The 26,472-nt window shown below is 65.2% G+C and carries 26 protein-coding genes and 1 riboswitch; of the genes, 11 read left to right on the forward strand and 15 right to left on the reverse strand.

From position 1 onward, the window contains the following. The first annotated feature begins 230 nt into the window (after nt 1-230). The 3 genes from ADBZ9O_RS03310 to thiC all read left to right on the forward strand — a co-directional run bounded on the left by ADBZ9O_RS03310 (nt 231) and on the right by thiC (nt 2,708). Nucleotides 231-587: a class I SAM-dependent methyltransferase gene (locus ADBZ9O_RS03310; protein WP_526528383.1), complete on the forward strand. Its 357-nt coding sequence runs from the start codon at nt 231-233 to the stop codon at nt 585-587. A gap of 39 nt (nt 588-626) precedes the next feature. Further along, nucleotides 627-944, forward strand: a complete 318-nt coding sequence (locus ADBZ9O_RS03315; protein WP_526528385.1) for a hypothetical protein — start codon at nt 627-629, stop codon at nt 942-944. 115 nt (nt 945-1,059) lie between these two features. Then, nucleotides 1,060-1,170, forward strand: a riboswitch (TPP riboswitch). Further along, entirely contained in the window at nt 1,161-2,708 is a 1,548-nt protein-coding gene (thiC, locus tag ADBZ9O_RS03320; protein WP_526528387.1) for a phosphomethylpyrimidine synthase ThiC, read from the forward strand. It overlaps the preceding riboswitch by 10 nt. A 9-nt stretch (nt 2,709-2,717) precedes the next feature. Here thiC and ADBZ9O_RS03325 read toward each other — a convergent pair whose 3' ends face one another. Beyond that, a complete protein-coding gene (locus tag ADBZ9O_RS03325; protein WP_526528389.1) occupies nt 2,718-3,248 on the reverse strand; it encodes a GNAT family N-acetyltransferase in 531 nt (176 codons plus the stop codon). An 89-nt stretch (nt 3,249-3,337) separates the two neighbouring features. Continuing rightward, nucleotides 3,338-3,949 (reverse strand): TetR/AcrR family transcriptional regulator, encoded by a 612-nt coding sequence (locus ADBZ9O_RS03330; protein WP_526528391.1) that lies wholly within the window; start codon nt 3,947-3,949, stop codon nt 3,338-3,340. 107 nt (nt 3,950-4,056) lie between these two features. On the opposite strand from ADBZ9O_RS03330, the gene ADBZ9O_RS03335 reads away from it, so the two are divergent. The 3 genes from ADBZ9O_RS03335 to pip all read left to right on the forward strand — a co-directional run bounded on the left by ADBZ9O_RS03335 (nt 4,057) and on the right by pip (nt 6,467). Next, nucleotides 4,057-4,617, forward strand: coding sequence for a GrpB family protein (locus ADBZ9O_RS03335; protein WP_526528393.1), 561 nt, complete (start codon nt 4,057-4,059; stop codon nt 4,615-4,617). Nucleotides 4,618-4,678: 61 nt separating this feature from the next. Further along, nucleotides 4,679-5,476 carry an SDR family NAD(P)-dependent oxidoreductase gene (locus tag ADBZ9O_RS03340; protein WP_526532773.1) on the forward strand — a complete coding sequence of 266 codons (798 nt, stop codon included), beginning with the start codon at nt 4,679-4,681 and terminating at the stop codon, nt 5,474-5,476. 19 nt (nt 5,477-5,495) lie between these two features. Further along, on the forward strand, nt 5,496-6,467 hold the full coding sequence (pip, locus tag ADBZ9O_RS03345) for a prolyl aminopeptidase (protein WP_526532775.1): 972 nt from the start codon (nt 5,496-5,498) through the stop codon (nt 6,465-6,467). Nucleotides 6,468-6,484: 17 nt separating this feature from the next. Here the strand turns inward: pip and ADBZ9O_RS03350 are convergent, their stop codons facing one another. After that, the gene (locus ADBZ9O_RS03350) at nt 6,485-6,667 is read right to left on the reverse strand and encodes a sigma factor-like helix-turn-helix DNA-binding protein (RefSeq protein ID WP_526528395.1); all 183 of its coding nucleotides are present in this window, start codon (nt 6,665-6,667) and stop codon (nt 6,485-6,487) included. Between the two features lie 317 nt (nt 6,668-6,984). Here ADBZ9O_RS03350 and ADBZ9O_RS03355 point away from each other — a divergent pair, with 317 nt between their 5' ends. The 3 genes from ADBZ9O_RS03355 (at nt 6,985) to ADBZ9O_RS03365 (ending at nt 11,586) form a co-directional block, all read left to right on the forward strand. Further along, complete coding sequence (locus tag ADBZ9O_RS03355) at nt 6,985-8,208, forward strand: IS110 family RNA-guided transposase (protein WP_526528397.1); 1,224 nt, start codon at nt 6,985-6,987, stop codon at nt 8,206-8,208. 111 nt (nt 8,209-8,319) lie between these two features. Then, nucleotides 8,320-9,072 (forward strand): SDR family NAD(P)-dependent oxidoreductase, encoded by a 753-nt coding sequence (locus ADBZ9O_RS03360; RefSeq protein ID WP_526528399.1) that lies wholly within the window; start codon nt 8,320-8,322, stop codon nt 9,070-9,072. 117 nt (nt 9,073-9,189) lie between these two features. Next, nucleotides 9,190-11,586: an AAA family ATPase gene (locus ADBZ9O_RS03365; RefSeq protein WP_526528401.1), complete on the forward strand. Its 2,397-nt coding sequence runs from the start codon at nt 9,190-9,192 to the stop codon at nt 11,584-11,586. A 4-nt stretch (nt 11,587-11,590) separates the two neighbouring features. Here ADBZ9O_RS03365 and ADBZ9O_RS03370 read toward each other — a convergent pair whose 3' ends face one another. The 9 genes from ADBZ9O_RS03370 to ADBZ9O_RS03410 form a co-directional block, all read right to left on the reverse strand. Beyond that, nucleotides 11,591-12,031: an LppA family lipoprotein gene (locus ADBZ9O_RS03370; RefSeq protein ID WP_526528403.1), complete on the reverse strand. Its 441-nt coding sequence runs from the start codon at nt 12,029-12,031 to the stop codon at nt 11,591-11,593. A gap of 92 nt (nt 12,032-12,123) precedes the next feature. Then, nucleotides 12,124-13,782 (reverse strand): alpha/beta hydrolase, encoded by a 1,659-nt coding sequence (locus ADBZ9O_RS03375; RefSeq protein WP_526528405.1) that lies wholly within the window; start codon nt 13,780-13,782, stop codon nt 12,124-12,126. Between the two features lie 9 nt (nt 13,783-13,791). After that, nucleotides 13,792-14,112 (reverse strand): WXG100 family type VII secretion target, encoded by a 321-nt coding sequence (locus tag ADBZ9O_RS03380; RefSeq protein ID WP_526528407.1) that lies wholly within the window; start codon nt 14,110-14,112, stop codon nt 13,792-13,794. A 36-nt stretch (nt 14,113-14,148) separates the two neighbouring features. Then, a complete protein-coding gene (locus ADBZ9O_RS03385) occupies nt 14,149-15,810 on the reverse strand; it encodes a peptide chain release factor 3 (RefSeq protein WP_526528409.1) in 1,662 nt (553 codons plus the stop codon). A 92-nt stretch (nt 15,811-15,902) separates the two neighbouring features. Continuing rightward, on the reverse strand, nt 15,903-16,751 hold the full coding sequence (locus tag ADBZ9O_RS03390; RefSeq protein WP_526532777.1) for a glycoside hydrolase family 16 protein: 849 nt from the start codon (nt 16,749-16,751) through the stop codon (nt 15,903-15,905). A gap of 189 nt (nt 16,752-16,940) precedes the next feature. Further along, nucleotides 16,941-17,261, reverse strand: a complete 321-nt coding sequence (locus ADBZ9O_RS03395) for a putative quinol monooxygenase (RefSeq protein WP_526528411.1) — start codon at nt 17,259-17,261, stop codon at nt 16,941-16,943. A gap of 16 nt (nt 17,262-17,277) precedes the next feature. Beyond that, nucleotides 17,278-18,303, reverse strand: coding sequence for an NAD(P)-dependent alcohol dehydrogenase (locus ADBZ9O_RS03400; RefSeq protein WP_526532779.1), 1,026 nt, complete (start codon nt 18,301-18,303; stop codon nt 17,278-17,280). A 5-nt stretch (nt 18,304-18,308) separates the two neighbouring features. After that, complete coding sequence (locus ADBZ9O_RS03405; RefSeq protein ID WP_526532781.1) at nt 18,309-19,025, reverse strand: iron-sulfur cluster assembly protein; 717 nt, start codon at nt 19,023-19,025, stop codon at nt 18,309-18,311. Next, nucleotides 19,025-20,062 (reverse strand): amidohydrolase family protein, encoded by a 1,038-nt coding sequence (locus tag ADBZ9O_RS03410; protein WP_526532783.1) that lies wholly within the window; start codon nt 20,060-20,062, stop codon nt 19,025-19,027. Before ADBZ9O_RS03410 ends, ADBZ9O_RS03405 begins: the two co-directional genes overlap by 1 nt. A 166-nt stretch (nt 20,063-20,228) precedes the next feature. On the opposite strand from ADBZ9O_RS03410, the gene ADBZ9O_RS03415 reads away from it, so the two are divergent. Both ADBZ9O_RS03415 and ADBZ9O_RS03420 read left to right on the forward strand, forming a co-directional pair. After that, on the forward strand, nt 20,229-21,719 hold the full coding sequence (locus ADBZ9O_RS03415) for an AAA-type ATPase lid domain-containing protein (protein ID WP_526528413.1): 1,491 nt from the start codon (nt 20,229-20,231) through the stop codon (nt 21,717-21,719). A 24-nt stretch (nt 21,720-21,743) separates the two neighbouring features. Then, complete coding sequence (locus tag ADBZ9O_RS03420; RefSeq protein ID WP_526528416.1) at nt 21,744-23,996, forward strand: molybdopterin-dependent oxidoreductase; 2,253 nt, start codon at nt 21,744-21,746, stop codon at nt 23,994-23,996. Here the strand turns inward: ADBZ9O_RS03420 and ADBZ9O_RS03425 are convergent. From ADBZ9O_RS03425 to ADBZ9O_RS03435, 3 genes are read right to left on the reverse strand one after another with little or no spacing between them, the layout of a single operon-like run. Further along, a complete protein-coding gene (locus ADBZ9O_RS03425; protein WP_526528418.1) occupies nt 23,993-24,790 on the reverse strand; it encodes an N-acyl homoserine lactonase family protein in 798 nt (265 codons plus the stop codon). The two genes, ADBZ9O_RS03420 and ADBZ9O_RS03425, sit on opposite strands and share 4 nt — an antisense overlap. A gap of 9 nt (nt 24,791-24,799) precedes the next feature. Next, on the reverse strand, nt 24,800-25,645 hold the full coding sequence (locus ADBZ9O_RS03430) for a sulfurtransferase (protein WP_526528420.1): 846 nt from the start codon (nt 25,643-25,645) through the stop codon (nt 24,800-24,802). Beyond that, nucleotides 25,645-26,418, reverse strand: a complete 774-nt coding sequence (locus tag ADBZ9O_RS03435) for an acyl-CoA thioesterase domain-containing protein (RefSeq protein ID WP_526532785.1) — start codon at nt 26,416-26,418, stop codon at nt 25,645-25,647. Before ADBZ9O_RS03435 ends, ADBZ9O_RS03430 begins: the two co-directional genes overlap by 1 nt. Between the last annotated feature and the right edge of the window lie 54 nt (nt 26,419-26,472).

Raw genomic sequence — 26,472 nt, forward strand, 5'->3', positions numbered from 1 at the left:
CCGCGTAACCAGGGCTGCACACTCCAGCATTGTGCGCTGCTGAGAGTTCCGATGATGGTCTGGCGGCGTGGCGACGATTTACCGGATGCGGATCTACCATTCGGTGGCATATACCCTGCCGACGCCTTCCGTCTGCATCTGTTATCCCGCGCAGCTGCGTCACGGTGCTCGGCTGATTGGACGGTGGGAAAGCGAGGCTCCCCGTCGTGTCGTCTTGGAGACTGAGACTCATGCCCGACGCCGTTGGTCCCCGTCCTCAATATGAAACTTTCGCCGACGAGTTCCTCGAGCACGCGCGCGACGGCTTCTTCAACGCTCACTACGACCGCCCCGCGTGCCTTTCGCTGCTCGGTGATGTCGCGGGTCAGGATGTGTTGGACGCTGGGTGCGGCCCGGGGTTGTACGCCGCGGAGCTGGCCGGCAGGGGCGCCCGGGTGATTGGTTTCGATCAAAGCCCGCGAATGGTGGAGCTGTGTCGTCAGCGCGTCCCCGCCGGCGACTTTCGCACCCACGATGTGACGTTGCCACTGGACTGGCTTGCTGACGGCTCGGTCGACCATGTGCTGTTCGCGCTGGCTGTGGAATAAGTCGACGACCGCACCGCTGCATTGCGCGAACTGCGGCGGGTGCTGCGTCCAGACGGGGCGTTGGTGATGTCGCGCCAACATCCGACCGGAGACTGGCTTCGCCACGGCGGCAACTACTTTCAGGCGCGGGTCATCGAGGAGACCTGGAGCCGACGGTGGCAGGTCCGCTACTGGCTGTCTCCATTGGAGCAGACCTGTGAGGAGCTGCGCGCGGCAGGATTCTTGATCGAGCGGTTGCTCGAACCGCGCCCAACCCCGCGCGCCGCCGAGATCGATCCCGATCGGTATGACCGGCTCTGCAGCGAGCCCACCGGCTTCACGGCGATCAGGGCAGTCCCGGATCCACGGCTGGTCTAGCCGGCGGGTAGCCAGACGATGCTCACGGGCCGCTCTCCATATCGATGACGTGGCATGCGCTCGAGACGGCTAGGACTCTCGGTGGTTCATGGCGTGGCGGGCTGCTACGGTGAAGCTGTCCAAACACGGGAGCGCACACCAGTGCGCTGAGAGGACGGCTAGCGGGCCGTCGACCGGATGAACCTGACCGGATAATGCCGGCGTAGGGAGTATGAGATGAGTGCTGTTCCTGATTCAGATTTCGTGACCACGGGCCCAATCACGGGTAGTTCCAAGGTTTACCGCCAACTTCGCGATGGGGTTCGCGTGCCATTTCGCCGGGTGCTGCAGACCAACGGCGAACATCTGGATCTGTACGACACCTCAGGTCCGTACACTGATGACGCCGCCCTGATCGACCTGGCGGCGGGGTTGCCCGCTCGGCTCGGGGTGGTTCGTGACCGGGGCACCCAGCTGCAACGTGCGCGAGCCGGCGAGATCTCCGCGGAGATGGCATTCATCGCCGAACGTGAAGGTGTACCAGCAGAATTGGTGCGCTCGGAGGTGGCCCGCGGGCGGGCCGTCATCCCGGCCAACCACAATCACCCCGAGGCCGAGCCGATGATCATCGGCAAGGCGTTTACGGTGAAGGTCAACGCCAACATCGGCAACTCGGCGGTGACGTCCTCGGTGGCCGAGGAAGTGGACAAAATGGTGTGGGCAACCCGATGGGGCGCCGACACCATCATGGACCTGTCCACCGGTCGCAATATTCACGAGACCCGCGAATGGATCCTGCGTAACTCGCCGGTCCCGGTGGGCACCGTGCCGATGTACCAGGCGCTGGAAAGGGTCGGCGGCGAACCGCACAAGCTGAATTGGGATGTATACCGCGACACCGTGATCGAGCAGTGCGAGCAGGGCGTGGACTACATGACCGTGCACGCGGGAGTGCTGCTTCGTCACATCCCGTTGACGGTCCACCGCATGACCGGCATCGTGTCACGCGGCGGATCCATCATGGCTGCCTGGTGCCTGGCACACCATCAGGAGTCGTTCCTCTACACGAACTTTGACGAGCTCTGCGACATTCTGGCCAGCTACGACGTCACCTTCTCCCTGGGCGACGGCCTGCGCCCGGGATCGATTGCCGACGCGAACGACGCCGCGCAGTTCGCTGAGCTGCGTACCCTCGGCGAACTCACCACGATCGCCAAAGCCCATGGGGTGCAAGTGATGATCGAAGGGCCCGGTCACGTGCCGATGCAGAAGATCGTCGAGAACGTTCGCCTCGAGGAGGAGCTCTGCGATGAGGCGCCGTTCTACACGTTGGGCCCGCTGGCCACCGATATCGCCCCGGCCTATGACCACATCACCTCGGCCATCGGCGCGGCCATCATCGCCCAGGCCGGGACCGCGATGCTGTGCTATGTCACGCCCAAGGAACACCTGGGCCTGCCCGACCGTGCCGACGTCAAGACCGGCGTCATCGCCTACAAGATCGCGGCGCACGCCGCCGATCTCGCCAAAGGCCACCCGCTGGCCCAGCGTCGCGATGACGCCTTGTCCAAGGCGCGCTTCGAGTTTCGCTGGCACGACCAGTTCGCGCTGTCACTAGACCCAGATACCGCCCGCGAATACCACGACGAAACACTGCCTGCCGAACCGGCGAAGACCGCGCACTTCTGCTCCATGTGCGGTCCAAAGTTCTGTTCGATGCGCATCACCCAAGACATCCGCGACGCGATGGCCGAGGTGTCGAGCCCAGTGTCTCACCCGAGCTGATGGCGAGGTTCACCATAGATCGCCCTGGCGCCAGTCGCACGTCAGAACCGAGCTCTGGTCCACATCCATACTGTTTAATCCACTGTCGAGCAACATTATTCGGTCCTCGGCACTATCTGTCGTAACGATGCCGCCGGTGCTGTTTACCGCGGCGGTCGCGCCAGTCCATAAGGTCCAGCCGCGGTGGAGGTAGAACTCGACAGCGTCCCGGACTGCGTTCAACGCGCCGAGCTGGTGATTGGTCCGCACGATCGACTCGACCTGGTCCATCAGCAACCGGCCAAGACCTCGGCCCTGCACATCGGATCTGACCGCGACAGCTTCAACGTAGCCAACCTGTAATGCGTTGGTAACGTGAAGGATTACCCGGGGAACGATCGCGGCGTGCGCCAGCAGCGTTGTGGTATCTCGGCTGACGAAGACGTGAGTGCCGCCGAGACCGTGGCGCCAGTCGTTCTCGCGGAACTCGCTGCCGAAGGATTGTTTGACCAGCTGCTCGGCCGCGCGGAGTTCGTCGCTGTCCGCATCGCGCGAGTGCACCGTTCGGACCTCGACACCGTCAGTATCCGGTGCCTTCGTTGCGGGGACCGGGGCGGGTGACGCGGTTGTGTTTGCGCGAGATGCTGACATCACTGCTTCTCCAAATCGGTTCGTAGGCCGGAAAGTAACGCGTCGATGCCTAGCTCGAAGGCCAGGTCGGCGCGTTGGCGACCGCGGTACGCCACCTTCAGAACGTGGCTGAGCGTGGGCAGGTCGTCGCCATCGACGCGCCATGCCTCATCAGGGGCCGCCAGGTCAAGGGCAGAGCCCAGCGCGTAGCACTCGAGAACACTGAGCCACACGATCACGTCGCTGGGCGCGACTCCAGCTGCTTGCAGAAGGCCGGCAACCCGGTCATATCCGGCCAGTGCAGGTCCGGCGGTGATCGTCTGCGGCATCACCAGCGGTATGAGATTGGGGTGTTGGCCCATCGCGTGGCGGTACGAGTGCATCCACGCCTTGATCTGGGAATCCCAGGCTCCGGAATGAAGCGACGGCAGTTCCACGGTGGACAGCACCCGCTCCCGCACTGCTTCGATGATGGCCGCGCGGCCATCGAAGTGGTGATAGATCGAGGAAGCCGTAGTGCCCAGCCCCTTAGCGAGCTCGGTCATGGTGAGCCGCCCCGATTCATCAATGCAGTCCAGCGCGGCGTCCAGGATTGCCTCGACGGTCAACAGCCGCATGCGTCGCTGAGTCACGTGTGTGTCTGCCTCCTGGTGCCGGGTCGCGCCCTTATCCGAATGTCATTCGTTTAAGGGTACGCCAGCGATGGAGGATAAGCCCGCCTCGGGAATACCCTGGGCAGGTGGGGGACGCACCGGTGCAGGTCACGCCGTACAACGACGCCTGGCCAGGCAGGTTCGCGCGGCAGCGTGACCAGTTGGAGCTGAGCTTGCGGCCCTGGTTGTACGGGCAGGTGGAGCACGTCGGGTCGACTGCGGTGCCGGGCTTGGCTGCCAAGCCGATCATCGACATCGCGGCGCCGGTCAGATCACTGGTTGAGGCACACCGTGCGATACCGGTGCTGGAGCAGGCCGGCTGGTGGTACTGGCCGACCGATCCGAACGGCTCATGGCGGCTGTGGTTTCTGCGCCCGCGACCAGAGAGTCGATCGCATCACCTCTACCTGATCCAGCACGACGACCCGCACCTGCGGGAGTTGACCGCGTTCCGAGACCTACTGCGTACAGATGAGCCAGCCCGTGAACAGTACGCGGAGCTGAAAGAGGTTCTCGCTCAGCGGTATCGAACAGATCGCGATGCCTACACCGCCGCCAAAACCACCTTCGTGGACACGCTCCTGCAGCGGACCGGTATCGAGATGCAGCTGCGAGCCAAGGCTGAAACGGCGAATGATGATGGATGAACCGGCCCGGGTCGGCCTGGTGTGACGGGGAGGATGCGTAATGCTCCATGGAAAAGTAGTGATGATCACCGGGGCCGCTCGCGGGATCGGCGCCAGCATGGCGCGGCTACTACACCAACGCGGTGCACGCCTGGTGCTCGTCGACATCGATGAGCACGGCGTCCGCGCGCTGGCAGCTGAACTTGGAGACGATTCCGTCGTCTGGGCCACCTGCGACGTCAACGACTTTGACGCGATGCGGTCTGCCGCCGAGACCGCAGTGTCCCGATTCGGCGCGATCGACGTGGTGGTCGCCAACGCGGGGGTCGAGCACTGGGGCCTTGTCGAGACCGTGGAGCCGGAAACCTTCCGGCGAGTCATCGAAACCAACCTGATCGGCGTCTTTCACACCGTCCGCGCCGCGCTGCCGTCGATTATCGATCAACGGGGCTACGTCCTGGTCGTGGCATCGACGTCGTCCTATACCGCTGTGCCAGGTATGGCGGCCTATGGCGCGAGTAAGGCCGGTGTCGAGCAGTTCGCGAACGTCCTGCGGATCGAGGTCGCCCACCGGGGCGTCGGCGTCGGCTCGGCGCACATGTCGTTGGTCGATACCCCGATGTTGCGCGAAACCAAGCGCAGTTCAACGGAGTTCACCACGCTGTTGGCGGCATTGCCGGGACCGCTGCGCCGGAGCGTCACAGCCGATCAGTGCGCGGCGCGCCTCGTTGAGGCAATCGAACATCGCAAGAGGCGCGTCGACGTGCCGAGATGGGTGGCTGCCGCCCGCTGGCTCAAACCGGCGCTGTCGAGCCCACTGGCGGATCGCACACTGAGCAGACAAGTGGCACGCATCTCCGGCGCGCGTCGCGTCGGTTAGCGTGTCAATTGTGTCTGGCATGCGTTCGTTCCCTGAGGCGCAGGTGTACGACCACGGATTGCTCGATGTCGGTCAGGGCAACCGGATCTACTGGGAGGCCCGAGGTAACCCAAACGGGTTACCTGCCCTTATCGTTCACGGCGGGCCGGGCGGGGGCAGACCACGCGGAGCGCACAAAGGCTTTGATCCCAACGTGTTTCGGGTCGTGATATTCGACCAGCGTGGCTGCGGCGACAGTGTGCCCCATGCGGCCGACCCGGGCACCGACATGGCGGCCAACACCACCGAACACTTACTTGCCGACATGGAAGCTCTGCGCCAACACCTCACTATCGACCGATGGCTGCTCTACGGCGGGTCCTGGGCATCGACGCTGATCCTGGCGTACGCCCAACGCCACCCAGACAGGGTGCACGGCATCATCCTGCTCGGAGTCACGATGACGCGGCCACAAGAGATCGACTGGCTCTACCACGGACTGCGTCTGATGCTGCCGATCGAATGGGAACGGTTCCGCAACGGCGTGCCCGACCACCAGCGCGATGGCGATCTCGTCGAGGCCTACCGCCAGCTGATGGAACACCCCGACCCGGCAGTCCGAGCGCAGGCGGTACATGACTGGTGCGCATGGGAAGACGCCGCGATCGCACACGAGACGCTGGGAAGCCCTGGCCAGTACAGCGCTAAGCCCGACGCAGCCAAGCTGGCGTTCGTACGGATTTGTACCCATTACTTTGCCCACCGAGCGTGGCTGGACGACAACCAGTTGCTACTGAATGCCCACCGCCTGAAGGGTATTCGCGGAGTGCTGATTCACGGCCGCCTCGATCTGTCCAGCCCACTGCTGACCGCGTGGGAACTCGCACAAGCCTGGCCCGACGCGGAATTAGTGGTCATCGAGGATTCCGGACACACCGGTAGTCCGGCCATGGTGGCGGCGATCCGCGACGCCATCGACACGTTCAACCCGGCAGCAGGTCAGAATCGCTGACGAACATATTCGCGGGGCTACTTCGTCGAGGCCACCAAGGAGATCAGCGTGTCATGCAGTGACGATTTGACGGCGTTGTCGGTCATGCCAAGATCGGCGGCGGTGTGGTGGGTTGTCCAGCCCCGGCGGTAGCACCGCTGCAGCACGGCCCGTTGCTCCGCGGAGAGCTGTGTGATGGCCTGGGCCAGCGCGGCGTCCATACTTCACGGTGCCGCAGGGCGCGGCGCGTGTCGTTACTGCTGACAACCAACTTGGTATACCTGCTAATGGGTATTGAACAGCGCGCCTCCTCGTGATATCGAATGGTGAGAGGGACGCTGTTCACCGAGCCGCCGGTCGGTGAGCGTCATTACCTGCTGAAGCGATGATCGACTTCTAAAGCTAGATCACGCCCCGACCGGTGGTAAGGGTTCCTACAAGCACTGATGGGATGTCGTGCCACCTGAGCACTGATCCATTAGCTCGTCGCCGGGCACCCTTGGGCTCGAACATGTTTGACGACCAAGGAGGGTGCTACATGATCTTCGTCGGCGACGACTGGGCCGAGGACCATCACGACGTCCATCTCATGGACGAGACCGGGACGCGACTGGCTTCGCGTCGATTACCCGAGGGACTTGCCGGAATTGGCGAGTTCCATGAACTGTTGGCCAGACACACCGCAGAACCCGGCCAGGTGATCATCGGGATCGAAACCGACCGCGGCTTATGGGTCACCGCACTCGTAGCCGCCGGCTACCAGGTGTATGCCATCAACCCCATGGCGGCCGCCCGCTACCGCGACCGCCACCACGTCTCGGGAGCCAAGTCTGATGCCGCCGACGCCAAACTCCTGGCCGATCTCGTGCGCACCGACCGGCACAACCACCGACTCGTCGCTGGCGATACCGCTGAAGCTGAAGCGGTCAAGGTGTTGGCCCGGGCGCATCAGAACCTGATCTGGACCCGAAACCAGCACACCAACGCCCTGCGGTCGGCGCTGCGGGAGTACTACCCGGGTGCACTGGAGGCATTCGACGATCTACACGACCGCGACGCCTTGGCAGTTCTAGGTCGCGCCCCGAGCCCGGTTCAAGCCGCTACCTTGAGTCTCGCCAAAATCCGATCGGCACTCAAAGCTGCTGGGCGACAACGCAATCTGGATACTCGCGCTCAAGAGATTCAGGCTGCGTTACGCAGCGAACAGCTGACCGCCCCCGCCGCAGTGACCGCAGCGTTCGCGGCGAGCACCCGCGCCATGGTCGGCATCATCAATGAGCTCAACCATCAGGTCGCCGACCTTGAGGTTGAGCTGGCAACACATTTTGAGACACACCCGGACGCCGACATCTACCTCTCCCTGCCAGGACTTGGTGTCATCCTCGGCGCCCGGGTGCTCGGCGAGCTCGGCGATGATCCGAACCGATTCACCACCGCCAAGTGTCGCAAGAACTACGCCGGAACTTCACCATTGACCATCGCCTCGGGCAGAAAACGCGCTGTGCTTGCCCGCCACGTACGTAATCGCCGCCTCTACGACGCTATCGACATGTGGGCCTTCTGCGCGCTGAGGTCCAGCCCTGGGGCCCGCGCCTACTACGACCAACACCGCGCAGCTGGCGACCTTCACCACCAAGCCCTTCGAGCCGTCGGAAACCGATTCGTCGGCATCCTCCACGGCTGTCTGCGCCACCACACCCACTACAACGAACACAAGGCCTGGGCGCACCGCCAAACTAACCCTGACACCCAGGCCGCTTGACACTTACGAACCTGGGATGTCTAGCTGCAATAACCGGCCCACCCGACGGATACCTCCAGATCAGGGAAGGATTCAGGAGGACAGTGGTGAGCGACCCGGGCTGGAGGTGCCGTGCTTGAAATCGACCTGACCGATGACGTGGCGGTGGTGACCGGGGCGGGTAACGGGCTGGGCCGCGGCGTCGCCGTCGCGTTGGCGCGCCACGGCGCCGCTGTCGAGCTGCTGGACCTCGACGGTGACGGTCTGGCGGCCACCGCCGCCGAGATCGTCGAACATGGTGGCCGGTGTGCGACGGCGCTGGTTGACGTCGCCGATAACGACCAGGTCGAGTCTGCGGTTGCCGGCGTGCAGCAGCGTTGGGGTGACCCGTCGATTCTGGTGACCGCAGCCGCGATCGACGAGTCGGTGGACCTGCAGGAGATGGCGATAGCGAGCTGGCGCCGCATGATCGACGTCAATCTGAACGGCACGTTCTACCCGCTCAAGGCGGTCATTCCCGGGATGCGGCGGCGCGGTTATGGGCGCATCGTCCTGTTCGGGTCCAATATCGCGCTCAAGGGCGGCCACCAGATTGCGCATTACGGTGCGGCGAAGGGCGCTGTTCACGCGTTGACCCGCTGCGCGGCGTTGGATCTCGCCGGAGACGGGATCACCGTCAACTGCATCGCACCCGGCCCGATCGAGACGGACATGCTGTGGTCGTTGCCGCCCGCCTGGCTCGAAGCCAAAAAGGCCGAGTTGCCGCTGGGCCGGTTCGGGCTGGTGGAGGAGATCGTCCCGACGGTGGTGCTGCTGGCCTCGAAACTGTCGTCGTACACCACCGGTTCGATTGTCAACGTCTCCGGTGGAGACGTGTTGCAGTGAAGGTCAGGACCCCATCGAAACTGACACTGCCGCAGGAAAAGTCGTCATTTTTCTAGCTGACCAGCGAAGCCGGACAGAGTTTGAGACGATCGTTGTGAAGGAAAAGGGGGTGGGAGGGTGCCGGGGGGCGACATCGTGCTGACTGAGGAGTTCAGCACCGCGCTGGCCCTGCTCAGCGACCGCCGCCACTTCTTCCTCACCGGTAAAGCAGGCACCGGCAAGTCCACGTTGATCCGGCAGTTCATGGCCGATACCGACCGCAAGGTCGTGGTGGTCGCGCCAACCGGCATCGCGGCGCTCAACGTCAACGGCTACACCATCCACCGGTTGTTCGGTTTTATCGCGACCACCTCGATTGACGATGTCCGTTCCGGCAGCTACCGCCCGACCAGGTTCGCCAAGACCCTGGCCGCACTGGACACGCTCATCATCGACGAGGCGTCCATGGTGCGGGCCGACCTGTTCGACAAGCTGGCCGCCGCGCTGAGCCGGTTCGGCCCGGAACCGGGGACGCCATTCGGCGGGGTCCAGATCGTGCTCGTGGGTGATCTGTATCAGCTGCCGCCGGTGGTGCAAGAAGCCGAAGGCGAATACTTCTCCACCCGGTACGCGACGCCGTACTTTTTCTCCGCCGACAGCTTCCGGCGCGAGGATTTTCCCACTGTCGCGCTGACGACGGTGTTCCGCCAGCTGGGCGATGACCAGATGACCTCGATCCTCAATGAGATCAGGGAGGGGATCCTGCTGGGGCACGCGCAGAAGCAACTCAACGCCAGGACCGATCCGTTCTTCGTGCCGCCCGACGACGAGTTCTGGTTGACGTTGGCGCCGGCGAACAGGTTGGTGACGGCGCGCAACCGCGAACACCTCGATCGATTGGCCGGTGCCGAAGTCCGCCACCGGGCGACGGTGTCGGGCGATCTGAGCTTGTTCGATCCGCCTGTCGACGACGATCTGCGCTTCAAGGTCGGCGCCCAGATCATGATGCTCAACAACGACCAGTCTCAGCGGTGGGTGAACGGCACCCTCGGCCGGATCGTGGATATCCACAATGGCGAAAAGATCGTTGTGACAGTTGAATTCAACGACGGTTCGTTCGCCGAGATCGTCCCACAGACCTGGGAGGCGACCCGGCCGGTTGTCGAGGGTGGTTCGTTACGCCACGAGGTGGTCGGGACGTTCACTCAGTTGCCGTTCAAGCTGGCATGGGCGATCACGATCCACAAGAGCCAGGGGCAGACGCTGGACCGGGTGGTCGTCGACCTGACCGGCGGCACCTTCTCCTCCGGCCAGCTCTACGTCGCACTGAGCCGCTGCACGTCCATGCGCGGCCTGGTGCTCAAGCGGCCGGTGCTGCCCAAGGACCTCAAGTCGGACCGGCGCATCGCGCGCTTTCTCAATACCGCTGTCCGGCAGGGTGATACGCGCCGTTACTGCGCGATCGACATTCTCGCCGTCGGCGACGAGGCGCGGATGTCGCGGCCGCGGCCGGTGGAGCTCGCCGTGGCGTTCGACGACGGGTCCGCGATCAGCACCGTGATCAACCCGCAGCGTGATCTCGCCGATGCGCGACAGGCCTTCGGTATCTCGACCTCCGATGTGCTGCTGGCGCCGACGCTCGCCGAGGCGTGGAGTGTGATCGCCCCGATGTTGGCGGGCTGCACACCGGTGGGCATCGACATCGACACCACGATGGGCATCATCGACTTCGAACTCAAGCGACTCGGGCACGTCGTGGTGATGCCGCTGGGGGTTGAGGTGCCACCGACTGCGCTTGGCCCGCGGCATCATCGGGCCCGCAGCGCCGGCACCGCGCTGGTGCGGGCGGTCTCGGCGTTGGACGCCCTCATCGCCTCCGGACACACCGACGCGGGTGCCACGGAGTTCACCGAATCTCGACTGTCCCAAAACCTTTCCGGTCACCTGGTCAGTCGCGATCACCAGGCGCGCACACCGACGTCAGCGCAGCTACCCGCCGTCTCCGCGCTGCTGCAGGTAAGCCAGCACATCGGCGGGATCCTGTTGGGCCGGGTGGACGCGCAGGAGGCGATTGCCCAGTGCGGTGGGGTGGTTGGCACGTCGTGGCTGGCGGCCGCCCGATACTCGGTGGCCGATCAACTCAAAGCCGCCGCAGCGCGGGTCCGGTTGACTGAGGATTCGATCGGCCGGCTGCGGGAGGTGTCGAAAGTCTTGGGCATCGACATCATCGACAGCTCAATGGAATCGGCACCGAACGGGCCAGACATTTCCACCGTGCTGGTGCCGGGGGCGCGGATCACCTTTACCGGCACCGCGCAGGATTCGGCAGGACGGGTGGTGTCCAAGGAGGAGATTGAGGCCCTCGCTGCGGCGCGGGGACTGACACCGGTCAAGACGGTGTCGAAGAGCCGCTGCGAGGTGTTGATCGCTGCGGAGGTCGGTACGCAATCCATCAAGGCCCGCAAGGCCCAAGAGATGGGCAAGCCGGTGTTCTCCGCGGAGGAATTTTTCGCCTGGGCCGAACGCGCGGGCTGATTGGTTACTGCCGCAGCCGGCAGTCTGACTTCGCCGACAGGATGGTCGCTTTCGCGGTGCCGAACTCGACCTCGATACCGTCACCGCCGGTCATCATGACATCGCGGTTTCCGGGTTCGTCGACGATGGCCCGCACGTCGGTGGCACCGAGCGTCGCCGCGCTGTCCTTGACGATTTGCAGCGCCGTCGGCCAAAGTGTTTCGGGGGTTGCAAGATTGAACACCGCGTAGACGTAGGCCTGCACACCGTCGGTGCCGACGAATCGGCCGCCGCAGCCGCGCCAGCTGTTCTCCCGCAAATCCCAGGTCATCCCCGGCACCAGCGCCGCGATCCGGTTGGCGGTATCGGTCACCGCAGAGAGGTACTGCTGCTGGGCAGCCTCGAACGAGGGACGTTGGCGCAGCACGCTATTGAGATCCTCAGCGGACGGCGATGTGGTCGACATGGTGGGTTCCTCTCCTGCGGGTGATGATCCGCAACCCGCGACGGCCGCTACGCACAGACATGACGCCAGGACACGGGTGAGCACCGCGGTCATCATCGGCCTCCTGGGACCGGCGGGACGGGCACCTGCCCACCCGGCACGATATGGGGCATCGCGGGTGGCTCGGCCATCACGAGTTGATCCGACGGCACACCCGCCACCACGGCGGCCAGGTTGTAACCCGACATCCGCAGGTCGGTGCCGTTGGCGCCGGGGCGGGGATAGTCGGCATGGCTGCCGACGCCGTCGCGGAGGACACCGTCCGGGCTGGAGCCGGCCTGCGAGGACAGCTCCGGCAGGATCCCGGCGTAGGGGTCGACGCCCCAGCCGTGCAGCGGTGCCGCCGGTGCGACGTAGGTGGTGATCGGATCGTCTGGCGCCCGCATCACATACGCGTGCCCGGAGTCCACGCCCAGTTCGCCGGCGCTGGTCAGTTCCAAACCGGGGGAGCCGTAGAAGACCACGTTATCTACGGCGTGCACCCCTTGGTCGTGCAGCTGCTGCATGGCCAGCGACGACGTCAACGAGCCGTAGGAGTGACCAAGCAGGCTGATCTGCGCGTTCGGGTTGTTGGCGTCGACGGTCTTGAGATAGGTCGACAGGTCGGTCGCCCCGGTCTGCGCCAGATTGTCGTTCATGGTCGCCCAAGTATCTCGGGGGCTGCCGGTGTCGAGTGGGTTTGGTGGCGTGTCGTATCCCATCCAGGCGATCGAGGCGACTGTCCCGGGGATACCGAGGCGGTCCATCTGCCGCTGCGTCGTATCGCGCAGGTTGCTGGCTTCGCTGACCATGCCAGGCAGCGCGCCCTGTGTCGTTGAGCCGACCCCCGGCACCGATACCGATATCTTCGACGCCGTATCGGGATTGCCGACCGCGACGGCCGCCAGCACCGGCTTTCCTGTCCCGGTCCGCGGATCGAATACCGTCAGATAGGTTTCCGGCGCCTTCGCCAGTGCGTCGTGCACAGCGTTGAGGTCGGCCAAGTGACTCTTCAGTGGCGCCAGCTGAGCCTGCATGGCGTGCAGCGCATCCATGGTTTCGGCGCTGCGATCACCCATGTACACCTGGCGGGCCAGCTCGTCGTACCCCGGTTGCAGCTTGTCGACCTGCGCCTGGGTGGCGGCGCGGTCCAGGCGCATCCGCTCTTCGTTGGCGTCGCTGGCGATCTGCGTCGGAGTCAGGCCCTCGGATCCGACAGCGGGACCGGCGTCGGTAGGAACGGGCGCGTCACCGTCGGCCATGTTGATCGCCGACGCCAGCTCCGAATCGACGTCGTTGGCCTTGACGATGATGGCGTCCAGCTTGGCCTGTAGCGCCGGAATCTTCTGTTGCATTTCGCGTCGAGAGTGTGTCGACCCTGGGGTGGGCACGATCTTGTTCGACGACGAGTCGACCTCGAGGCCGGCGGCTTCGGCTTCCGCTTTGAGGTTGCGCAGGTCGGCTTTGACGCTGTCGATGCCATCGGCGGCCCGATCGGCCGCCCGCGCAACGGCCAGGGCTTCGCGGCCGTGGGCGTCGAGATCCTGGCGGGTGGCGGCCACCGCGTGGCGCGCAGCCTCGGCGGCTTGGCCGTCCCAGGTGTCGAACACGGCCAGGGTCCCGAGTTCGCGGGAAACGGTCGCGGTCACATCAGCGCGACGGGTCGCGGCGTGGAACACCTCACGGACGGACTCGGAGCTCCACCGTTCGATATCGGCCGCCGACAAGGCCACGGGTCACCGTTAGCGATTCGTCTCGGCGCAGGCAGTCTCCGCCAGAGATTCGAAGGCCTGCGACTGCTGGTCTTCGTTGGTGGCGAATGCGTGCGCGCTGGCGTGCAGGCCTTGGGCGTGATCACTGAGCCTGCTCAGCAGGGTGGCCGACGTCTGGGCCCAGGTATCGACTTTGGCCCCCATCGCCTGGGCCGACATTCCTTGCCATCCGACCTGAGCGTCGACGATGGTGGCGTCCGACTCAGCGTGGCCGATGGCCAGATCTTCACCCTGGTTGGTGAGGTGGACGGCCGAGGTGAGCATCTCGTCGAGATTGACTCGAAGTGTCACAGCAAACCTCCCGTTTCCTGTTTCAACCTAACCCCGTCAGGAGTCGCCCGCCGCCACCAAGGGAAACAGGTTCACGTCGGGGTTATCCCGTTGGAAGCCCTCGAGGCGCCATTTGGTGGAGAACAACGCCAGGAGAACACCATCGGTGCGGGTGAATACCTCGACCGACGGCTGGCTTTTGAGGACCTCGGCACCGGCCGCATCGACACCGCGGGCCACGGTGTAAGGCAGGAACTCCAAGGAGATCGGGGCGCTGAGCTCGTTGGCCATCCGGTGGGTGGCAACCTCGAACTGCATCGGCCCGACGGCGGCGAAGATCGGTGCCTGCTCACCGCGGCGGTCCGAACGCAGCACCTGCACGACGCCTTCCTGCTCCATCTGCTCGATGCCCTTGCGGAACTGCTTGTGCTTACTGGGATCGGTGCCACGGACGACGGCGAAATGTTCAGGGGAGAAGCTCGGGATCGGCGGGTACTGCACGGGGATATCGCGGTAGAGGGTGTCGCCCGGGCGCAGCGCGTTGGCGTTGGCCAGCCCGATCACGTCGCCCGGCCATGCGGTGTCCAGGGTGGAGCGTTCTCGCCCGAACACCGACTGCGCGTACTTGGTGACGAACGGCTTACCCGTGGTGGCGTGCGTCAGGACTTCACCCCGCTCGAAGGTGCCCGAACACACCCGTGCGTAGGCGATCCGGTCGCGATGCGAAGAGTCCATCCCGGCCTGCACTTTGAACACGAAGGCGCTGAACGGCGACTCGGTGGCGCGCCGATGGCCGTCGACATCGAGTTGTCCATCCGGGGACGGGGCCAGCTGGACCAGGACGTCGAGCAATTGATTGACTCCGAAGTTCAGGGCGGCCGAGGTGAACAGCACCGGCGTCGTCTCGCAGCCGAGGAATGTGTCGCGGTCGTAGTCGGAGCCGTCGGCGGAGAGCAGTTCGGACTCTTCGACCGCGTTCTCCCAGTCGATACCGGCGGACACCAGGGCAGCGTCGGGATCGAGGTGCTCCTCGGGGGCGGCGGTGGCGCCGCCTGCGGTGCGGGTGAACCGGATGAAGTTGCCGCTGCGGCGGTCGAGGACACCCTTGAAATCACCGGCGATACCCACCGGCCAGGTCAGTGGTGTGGGACGCAGACCGATGCGGGCCGCGATCTCATCGATCAGCTCCAGCGGGTCACGACCGGGCCGATCCCATTTGTTGATGACGGTGATGATGGGGATACGGCGTAGCCGGCACACCTCGAAAAGCTTGAGGGTCTGCGGTTCCAGGCCTTTCGCGGCGTCGATCAGCATCACCGCGCAGTCGACGGCGGTCAGGACGCGGTAGGTGTCCTCGGAGAAGTCGGCGTGGCCGGGGGTGTCGAGCAGGTTGATGACGCAGTCCTGCCCGCTCGGGGAGATGTACGGGAACTGCAGGGCGGTCGACGTGATGGAGATGCCCCTGGCCTTCTCCATGTCCATCCAGTCCGACACGGTGGAGCGGCGCCCCGCCTTGCCGTGAATGGCCCCGGCCTCGGTGATCACCCGTGCGTGCAGCGCCAACGCTTCGGTCAGCGTCGATTTACCGGCGTCGGGGTGGCTGATAACCGCGAATGTCCTGCGACGGCGGGCTTCGGCGGAAATGCGGTCTTTTGAGGGCCCGGTGGGACCCCCACTGGGCCCCTTCTCGGTTGCCAGTACTGCAGCGTTATCGGTCATAGCTGCATCCATGATATTGGCCGAAGCTGCAGAACCAGTAATCGTGCATACGACCGTCCTCGGCTATCCGGCCGAGACGCTCCGCTAGCGAGTTACCAGACCCGCACCCAGTCGACCAGCATGTCGCACGGGTAGTTGCCGCCGGCCGGGTCGCCGCCGCCGGAACCGCCGACCGCCAGGTTGAGCACCGGCGACAAGGTGTAGTCGGGGAAGTTGAACGGCCAATCTTCCAGGGAGTTCGCCGCGACCGCGAAGTACGGCTCCATCCCGGGGGCGTAATCGCGCCAGAAGTACATGCCGGTCGGATCCCAGGTCATCCGCCAGACGTGCCACGCGTTATCGACCGGGAACGGGAAGGTGGCAAAGGACGTGCCGTCGAGGCGGGCATGCACGGTGGTGCCTGAGGGCCAGTTCTGGTTGCCGTACCACTCCACCAGGTCGACCTCACCACCGACGTTGGGGTCAGGGTTGAGCAGCCAAAAGGCCGGCCAGGCGCCGTTGGTCAGGCAGTCGAATTTGATCCGGGCTTCGAAGGTGTGCCCCATGCCACCCCAGAAGGTGCTCTGCAGTTTCCCGCCGAAGTACTTGTCGCCTTCTTTGGTGGCGCGGATGACGAGATTGGAGTTGCCGTCGATGAACACATTGCGGCGGTCGTCGCGGTATTCACCCATGTTTTCGGGCCGATCCCAGAACACCGGGTTCCTGATCGTCTCGCGCTTGGTGTACACCACCCACTTCGACCGATCGGGGGCAGAGCCGGCCGGCCCGTCGAACTCGTCGTGGAACGCGTACGCCGGTGCGGCTCCGGCCGCCGGTGCGCCGGGCACCGGTGCGGGCCCTGGACCTGGGCCTACCCCTGGCTCACCGGGTTGGCCCGGTTCGGCCTGGGCGACGGGCACGGGGAGGACGGCACCGGCTGCGGCGATTCCCGCCATCACCATCCAGCTGCGTCGATCAATGTCTGGCACAGGTGCACGTTATATCGGCAACCTCCGGGGGTTCGCAATTCGTACACGTGTCGTTTGCGAAGCGAAGTGATTTGCGACATCGGTCGGCGTTGCTCCCGCAGATGTCAACAGACGGTGACGACGTTAGGGGAAAGTAAGGGACCGGCCGGCGTTCAACCGGTCCTACACTTTGATCTCACCCATCTCAGACCAACCGGTCGCATCGATCGAGTGGCTGATGATCAGCGGGGTCGATGCCAAGACCTTCGGTGCATCGGCGACGAAGGCCTTGAAATGCTCGCTGTTGACGTGCGCACCACCGGCATCACCATCCCGAAAGCCTTCCACCAGAACATATTCCGATGGATTATCCAGGCTGCGTGACCACTCGAAGAATAGGTTGCCCGGCTCTGCGCGGGTGGCCGCGGTGAAATCGGCAACGATATTGGGGAAGTTCTCGAGGTGCTCCGGTTTCGGCGTCCACTTCACGACGATGAAGATCACTGCAGATCACACCTTTCTAAGGGGTCAGGATCGCGCGGCCACGAACCTTGCCGGCGTCGAGGTCGTCGATGGCGGATTGGAAATCATCGAGCTGGTACTTCTGGGTGTGCAGGTTGACCGCACCGCGGGCCGCCAACGCCATCAAGTCGCACAGGTCGTTGTAGGAACCGACCAGGTTGCCGATGAAGTTGATCTCGGTGGAAATGATGTCGATGGTCGGGACGTTGATGTTCTCGCCGTAACCCACCACGTGGTAATCGCCTGCCCGGCGCAACATTTGGATGCCCTCGCCGGTGGCGCCGCCTTCACCGACGAAGTCGACCAGAACTTCGGCCCCGTTACCACCTGTTAGCTCCAGCACCTGCTCGACCTGGGTACCGTCGGCCACCACACCGTGATCGGCGCCGATCGCCTCGGCGAGCTTGAGCGCATCGGGGTTGCGGTCGACGACGATCAACTCGGCCGGGCTCAGTGCCTTGAGCACTTGAATCCCGATGTGGCCCAACCCACCGGCCCCGATGATGACGCACTTATCGCGCGGCGTCAGTCGTTTGGCCGCCTTGGCGGCCGCGTGATACGCCGTCAGTCCGGCATCGGCCAGGGCGGCGATATCGGCCGGCTCCAGTGAATCGTCGATCTTCACCACACTGCGCGCCGAGGTCTTCAGATACTCGGCGTACCCGCCGTTGGTGTCGATACCGGGGAATTGGTTTGCCTCGCAATGGACGTCGTCACCCGAGCGGCAGGCGCGGCACAGTCCGCAGGTGATCAGCGGATGCAGGATCACCTTGTCACCCTCGGAAACGTGGGTGACGGCCGAGCCGACGGCATGTACCCAGCCGGCATTCTCGTGACCGATCGTGTACGGCAACACCACCTGGGACTTCTCCGCCCACTGCCCTTCCAGGATGTGCAGATCGGTCCGGCAGACCCCGGCGCCGCCGATCTTCACGACGACGTCGAACGGGCCCGTCGGGGTCGGCACCGGGACGTCGGCCATCTCGAGGTTCTGGTGGTAGCCGACCACCTGGACGGCACGCATCGTGCTCATGACTGGGTTTCCTTTCCCACAAGGGTGAGGCGGTGTTGGGGGGCATCGGGATAGCGGGTGCGCAACAGACCACGGCAGAAGTGCGCATTACCGTCGATCGAGATCCGGGTGGATCTGGCCCGCCGCAACATGATCGGGACATCGTCAGGCTGGTAGCCGATACCGTGGTGATCCACCATCACCACCGCGTCGCCGTCGACGGAGAGGCCGATGGCAGCGCGGCGGCGCCGCAGCGCCTGGGTGGTGGCGTCGTAGGGCAGCTCGCGCAGGAGCACCCGGCCCATCGACTCGACGCTGCGGTCCGGATGGGCGCGCAGCAGCGCGGTCAGGCACCGCTCCATCGCCGCGGTGTGCGCTTTGCGCTGGAACGTCACCCGCAACTCGTCCAGGTCGTCCTGGGCTTCGTGGGCGAAGGTACCGCGGTAACCCGCGTCGGAGGCCAGCCCGGCGTTGATGATGCCGGAATCGTGGTGGTCGTCGAGTTCGACGGTGACATCTCGGGTCCAATCAAGATCCACCAGAACATCTTTGGCATCAGAAGCCATCAGGTATGCGAAGTTCGGCGCACAGAACGACGTCGGCAACCGCAGGTGCACCTCGACGTCACCGGAATCGCTGACCGCGACGGTGTGGACGAAGCCGAGATCGGTGATGGGTTCGTCGAGTTCGGGGTCGATCACCGCATCCAACGCCCGCAGCACGGCCGCATCCATCACGCACCGACAAGGTTGTCGGCACCGCGGGGGCCTACCGGCGTTTCATCGGCGTCAGCAAGTTGTAGCTCCGCAGGCACCGGAATGTCGTACATCTTCGCGGCGTTGAGTCCGAGGATCTTCTTCTTCTGGTCGGTGGTGATCGGCGCGTATTCGTCGAGTTCGGTGGGGATTTGGAAATCGACGAACGCCTCGACCAGCCAGCGCGGCGTCCAGATGGCGTAGTCCGAGGAGAACTGGATGCGGTCCTCGCCGATCCAGTAGAGCAATTCACCCATGATCTGACCGAAGTACTTGGGTCGGGTGTGGATGAACGGCATCGCCACCGCCAGGCCGGCATGCACATTGGGCTCCTGGGTGGCGATCCAGCAGAAATCCTCCAGCCGGGGCAGCCCGCAGTGTTCGACGATGAAGTTGAGATCGGTGAAGTCAGAGGCGACGTGATCGATATCGGCCACGTCGAACGCGTCGCGGTCCAGCGGGCGGATGGTCGGGCCCTTGTGGACGTGGATATTGCGGATCCCGAGTTCGCGGCACGCCTCGAAATAGCGGTAGGCCCATGGATCGTCGAGTCGCCAGCCGCGCGAATCGCCGTGCCATTCGGCGGTGTAGAGCTTGACGCCCTTGAGGTTGAACCGTCGGGCGTCGTCGCGGAGTTGATCCAGGCCGGCCTCGCCGTTGCGCGGGTCGAAATTGTGGTTGTAGGTCAGCTTCTCAGGATGGGCCTTGGCGAGTTCGGACGCCTCGTCGGTCTGCCCGAAACCCTTGTAGTAGAACTCGCCGAGGGCGGCGGGCTGGAAGATCGCGTGGTCGACATAGCCGTCGTCGAACAGGTCCTTCATCAGCCGTGCCCCGCCTTGATACAGGTAGTCCTCGTAGCTCCAGACCTCCGCTTCCGGTGACAGGTTGCGGTGATAGTCGTAGAAGCAGTCGATGAACTGCTTGCCGTGGATATTGCGCAGATTTTCTGGCCTGGCGTCCCACAGGGCCACGTGGGCGTCGACGATGAAGTAGCTGGTGTCGTCCTTGCGGTACATGCGGTTCTCCTGTGGGCTGCGTTGCATCGAACGGTGGTGTGAGGGCTGTCACATCAACTGACCGGAGCCTATGGCCGGTCGGCAGCGCAACAGAGGGCGTCGGAGTCTCAATCTGAGACGCTGACTAACCAATGAGCCGGCGCCGTTCTGCGAGGCTGCTTGTAACGTGGATCACAGTGCGAACAACGAATTGCCGGAACGGGTGACGCTGCATCAGCTGCAGCGTGGCGAGGCCCCAGTGCCCCGCCGATTGTTGGCGTCCTGGCAGCGCAGCGAGGAGTACGGCGTCCCGCAGGACAGCGTCGAACCGGTCTTCACCGGCACCGACGACCTCGGGTCGTTCTTCTACCAGTGCGGTAGCGAGGTACTGCTCGACCTGCACCGCACCCTGGCGAACGAGCCGGTCAGCATGATGCTCACCGATGCCGACGGCGTGGTTCTCAACAGGCTCAGCGGCGACCACAGCCTGCTGCAAGCCCTCGATGATGTGCATTTGGCACCCGGCTTCGCCTACTCCGAGCGGGAGGTCGGCACCAACGGGCTCGGCCTGGCGCTGGCTGATCGGGTCCCGACGCTGGTGCGCGCCGACCAGCATTACGCGCAGAACCTCTGCGCGTTCACCTGCGCGGCGGTCCCGGTCATCGAACCCACCACCGGACGGTTGGAGGGCAGCGTCAACCTGACCACCTGGTCGCAGTCCTCCAGCGAGTTGTTGTTGGCGCTGGCCCGGTCGGCGGCGAGTAACACGATGGCACTGATGCTGGCGAGGTCCACCGGACACCGACCCCGACAGACCCCGCGCGGCCAGGTGTTCCGCGTCGAGGTACCGCGGCTGGAACCGGGGTCAGGAACCGTGCACGCGTTATCGGAATCCTGGAACGGCGCGGTCACCCGGGCCGAGCAGGCGATGTCGTCGGGCAATATCGTCGCCGCCCTCGGTGAGCCAGGAGCGGGTCGCTCGACGCTGCTTGCCCAGGCGGCCCGCCACACCTACCCCCGCGATCGGATCCTGTCGGCCAGTGCGCCTGCGCCGACGGATATCCAGACCTGGTTGGGACTGTGGACACCGGAGCTGGGCAAGGAACACACCGCGGTGATCGTTCGGGACGTCGACATGCTGCCGATCTGGGCGGCCGAGCAGTTGCGCGATCTGGTGCTGCGGTCTGGTGGTGTGACGGCGGTGCCGTTCGCGGTGACAGCACAGCGCTTCGAGGACATCCCGGCGGCGTTGGCCGGTCTGGTCGACACTGTCATTCCCGTTGCGCCACTGCGTGATCGCCCCGAGGATGTGTTACCGCTGGCGGCACATATCGCGCGACGGGCCCGCGGCAGAGATGTGGTGATCAGCCCGTCCGCGGCACGGGCGCTGCAGAACTATGGCTGGCCGGGCAATGTCGATCAGCTGTCGCGGGTGGTGTCGCACGCCGCGAACCGCACCGACGTCATCGAGGTGGCCGGCCTGCCACCTGAGGTGCTGGCCGGCTCGTCGCGGCATCTGTCTCGCATCGAGGCCTTCGAGCGCGGCGAGATCATCCGGGTGCTGTCCTCACACGGCGCGGCGACCATGGCCGATGCCGCCCGCGATCTCGGCATGAGCCGAGCCACGCTGTATCGCAAAATCAGTCAGTACAGTATTCACATTCCGCGCGAGGGCTAACGCTCGGCGGGTTACCGTCGGAAAATGACCGCAGAACTCTCCGAATCGCTGGCTGCCACCGGCGCGGACGGCCGCCATCTGTATACCTGCCCGTTGTGTGAAGCCATGTGCGGCTTGGAGATTCAGGTGCAGGATGGCCACGTCGCCTCGATTCGAGGTAATCGCGACGACACCTGGAGCCGCGGGCACCTGTGTCCCAAGGGCGCGTCGCTGGGAGCGCTGCACGAGGATCCCGACCGCATCCGCACGCCGATGATCAAGGTAGACGGCCAATGGCAGGAGGCCAGCTGGGATGCGGCGTTTCGGCGCTGCACCGAATTGCTGGCGCCGGTAATCGCGAAGTACGGTATCGGCGCCGTCACCGCCTATACCGGCAACCCACTGGCGCACTCTTTCTCGCTGGGTCGCTATACCGGTGTGCTGCTTGGCATGTCGGGGATCCCGCTGAGCTACTCCCCGGGCACCGTCGACCAGTGGCCGAAGAACCTGTCGTCGCACCTGATGTACGGCGGCTGGTGGACATTCCCGGTCCCCGATATCCAACGCACCGATCTGCTGGTGGTGATGGGGGCCAACCCGGCCGCCTCGCAGGGCTCGCTGCTGGCCGCGCCCGACGTGATGGGCATCATCGGTGAGATCCGCAAGCGCGGCAAGGTCATCGTCGTCGACCCGGTGCGTACCGCCACCGCCGCCCGCGCCGACGAGTGGTTGCCGATCACGCCGGGCACCGACGCCGCGCTGCTGCTGGCGGTGGTGCACACCCTGTTCGCCGAAGACCTGGTCAACCTCGGCGCGGTCATCGACTACGTCGAGGGCGTCGACACGGTGGGGGAGTTGGCGGCCGACTGGCCGCCGGAGCGGGTCGCCCAGGCAACCGGGATCGCCGCCGAGCGGATTCGGGAGCTGGCGCGCGAGCTGGCCGGCACTGAACGCGCGGTGGTGTATGGCCGAATCGGGCTGTGCAATCAGGAGTTTGGCAGCCTCGCGAGCTGGCTGGTCGATGTCGTCAACATCCTGACCGGTCACTTCGACATTCCCGGCGGCAGCATGTTCCCCCGCCCGGCGGCCTGGTCGGTGACGGTGCAGCCGATCCCCGGCCTCGAGGACGGGGCACCCACCTTCGGCCGGTTCGCCACCCGGGTGCGCGGCGCCAAGGAGGTGCTCGGCCAGGTACCGGTGTCCTGCATGGTCGAGGAGATGGAGACCCCGGGACCGGGGCAGATCAAAGCGCTGATCACCGTCGCCGGTAACCCGGTGTTGTCCAGTCCAGGCGGGCACCGGTTGGACGAGGCACTGCCGAAGCTGGAGGCGATGATCGCCGTCGACCTGTGGCTCAACGAGACCACCCGGCACGCCGACGTGATCCTGCCGGGTCTGTCCCCACTCGAGCAGCCCCACCACGACGACCTGATCTTGCAGTTCGCGATCAACAGCGTCGCCAATTATTCGCCGCCGGTGTTCGCACCCACCGACCCTCTGCGCCCCGCGGAGTGGGAAATCCTGATCCGGTTGACCGGGCTGTGCACTGGGACACCCGCCGAGGATGTCGACGTCGCCGCGATCGACGACGGCTTCTTCGACTACATGTGCTTCACCCAAGGTCTGGACGGGGCGCAGATCCGCAGTCATTACAGCTCCGGTGGGCCAGAACGCATGCTGGACTTGACCTTACGCACCGGACCGTTCGGGGACCGCTACGGCGACAACCCTGACGGCCTCACCCTGGAGAAGCTCAAGGCCGCGCCCAATGGCATCAACTTCGGTCCGATGGTGCCGCAGGTGCCGCAGGTATTGGGCACCTCCGACGGCAAGATCCGACTGGCCCCGCAGTACCTCCTCGACGATGTGCCGCGGTTGGCCGCGCGGGTGGTCCGCGATCCCGATGATCTGGTGCTGGTCAGTCGTCGGCATCTGCGGTCGAACAACTCGTGGCTGCACAATGTCCAGGCCCTGATGAAGGGTAAGGAGCGCTGCACGTTGTGGATGCACCACGATGATGCGCGCCGGCTCGGGCTGGCCGATGGGGATATCGCGGCGGTGCGGTCGTCGGGTGGAGAGATCGAGGTGCCCGTCGAGCTGACCGAGTCGATCAAGCCGGGGGTGGTGTCGATGCCGCACGGCTGGGGGCATGGCAAACCAGGCACCAGGATGTCGGTGGCCAACGGGTCGCCGGGGGTGAACAGCAATGTGTTGTCGCCGCCGGACTTTCTGGATGAACCGTCGGGAAATGGTGCGCTCAACGGCATTCCGGTGACGGTGAGCGCGCTCAGCGGTTAGCGGTGCCCGCCTTCTGGATGCCAGATGGCTTTCCAGACGATGGGGTCATGGCCGGGAATCAGGCGGGCGTCGCGGGTGTCGGCCAGGCTGATGAGGTTTTCGACGGACTCCTGCGCGAGGTCGATTTCGAGGTCCTCGGCGCAGCTGCCACAGCGTTTGTGTTCGTGCAGGTTCTCGGCGAGGTCGGCGGCGTCGGCGGAAAAGATCCAGTTCCCCGTCGCCGGCAGATGCACGCCGTAGGACTGATGACCGGGCGTATGCCCAGGGGTCGGGATGGCATCGACTCCTGGCGCCAGCTCGGTGGCACCGTCGAGCAGCACCCAGTTGATGTCATCGACGTCAAGATAATCATCGCGGTAGAAGGCGACCTCGCCCTCGGTGCCTGCCGCCGCCCGTTCGCGGCCGTAGTCGAGTTCGGCGCGTTGGATCGCCACCGGCACCCCGGCGGCCGCCAGCAGCGGGATGCCGCCGGTGTGGTCGAGGTGCAGATGGCTGACAGCGGCCAGCGAGATATCGGCGACGGTGAAACCCAGCTCGGCCAGCGCCACCTCGAGCGGCTCGCCGTCGGGCGCGGTGGGATGCCGGTCGGCGCCGTAGCAGGCTGTCAGAAACTCGGGGTTGTCCAACGCGGGTCGGCCGATTCCGGTGTCCAGCAGGATCAATCCGTCCGGTGTCTCGACCAGCGCCCCGTAGATCGGCGTGGTGATGGTGTGCTCACCGCCACCGGGAACCGACAGCGATTTCGGCACATACTCGACGCCAAAGTTCAGGGTGTACATCCGCGATGCCGGCATCGGGTGAGGCTAGCCGGGCTCGGGCCCCGTCGCGACCGGACGCTCGGCTGCGCTCGACCATTCCGACCATGACCCCGGATACAGCGCCGCGTCATATCCGGCGACGGCCAGTGCCGCGATCTGATGGGTGGCCGTCACCCCGGAGCCGCAGTACACCGCCACCGGCGCCTCGCCGACGCCGAACTCGGCGAACCGCGCGCGCAGTTCGGCCGCGTTCCTGAACGTGCCGTCGGGGTTGAGGTTAAACGCGGTCGGAGCGGATACGGCGCCGGGAATGTGGCCGGCGCGTTGATCGAGCGGCTCTTCGTCACCGCGGTACCTGGCGGCGGCGCGGGCGTCGAGCACGATATCGGTGGGCGACGACGCACGCTCGGCCACTCCATCGGCGTCGACAGTGGGTAGGCCGTCCAGATGTTCGATAGTGATGGTACCCGGGTCCGGTTGTGCGGCAACGATTTCAGCGGGGAGGCCGCCGCGCTGCCATTCCGACCAGCCGCCGTCGAGCAGGCGGACGTTCGCTACACCGGCGGCCCGTAACAGCCACCACGCCCTGGCGGCCGCCTGTCCGCCCCAGTCGTCGTAGATCACCACGGTGTCCCCGGGATTGAGCCCCCACCGCCGGGCGCTGTCCTGCAGGCCGGCGGCGGTCGGCAGCGGATGGCGGCCACGGCCGGTGATGGAGTGATCGGAGAGTTCAGCATCCAGGTCCACATACACCGCACCGGGGATATGCCCGTCCAGATAGGCGCCGTACCCGTCGGGGGCGGCCACCGTCCAGCGCACGTCCAGTACGCGCGGTGGGGTGCCAGTCGAAAGCTGTTGCGCCAGTTCAGCAACCGAGATCAGAACAGTCATCAGTGTCCCAAGGTAGGCGGATTGAATGCGCCTGCAGGTTGTCCGAGGGCGACAGCGACGCCGGTACCGATCGGGCCGTGGGCGTCGAAAATGGTCGCCGTCCCGGTGGCGACGCCGGCCTGGGCGAATTGCGCGGTCGCAGCCAACCCGATGTATTCACCGACGGGCAGCCGGCTTAGCGTCATCGTGTAATCGGCATTGATGTATCGAAGACCGGCGGTGCCCCAGTGAGTCATCGAACTGGTCACCTCGCTGGCCATCGCCGCCCTGGTGAATGGGCTGAGAAGTTCACCGGCGATCAGGGGACGGATATCGCGCACCCACGCGAACTTCTGCGCGTGCGTCTGTTCCCACTCGTCGGCGCCCACCCCTGGCAGCGGCTGGTCGAGGTTGGGTCCGTAGGACCACAGCAGCATCGGCAGATCTGGGCGGATGGTCGGGGGCATCGGCGGAATGGGTGGCATCGCCAGCGGCGGTGACCACACCTGCCCGTCCGGGTCTTCGCCGCGGCGCAGGAACAGACCACTGGCGCGAGACACGACCCGGCCGTGCTGCCGGATGGCGGCATCGACGAGGGTAATTCGCCGGCCCTCGCGTTCGATCCGCGTCTGTACTTCGACGGGTTCCAGCAGAATGGGTCGCAGCAGATCGACGGTGAACCGAGCGGGCTGCAGCCCGGGGTCGGGTACGGCGGTCTCCACGGTGCGGGCCAGCAGGCCGCCGACGATATGACCGCCGAGGGTGTGTCCCCACGGGCCTTTGGCGATGGGCATGGGCACGAAGCCGGCACCATCGGCGGTGAAGAACGCCTCGCTACTCACCCGGTC

The organism is Mycobacterium sp., from assembly GCF_965229105.1.
Lineage (GTDB): Bacteria > Actinomycetota > Actinomycetes > Mycobacteriales > Mycobacteriaceae > Mycobacterium.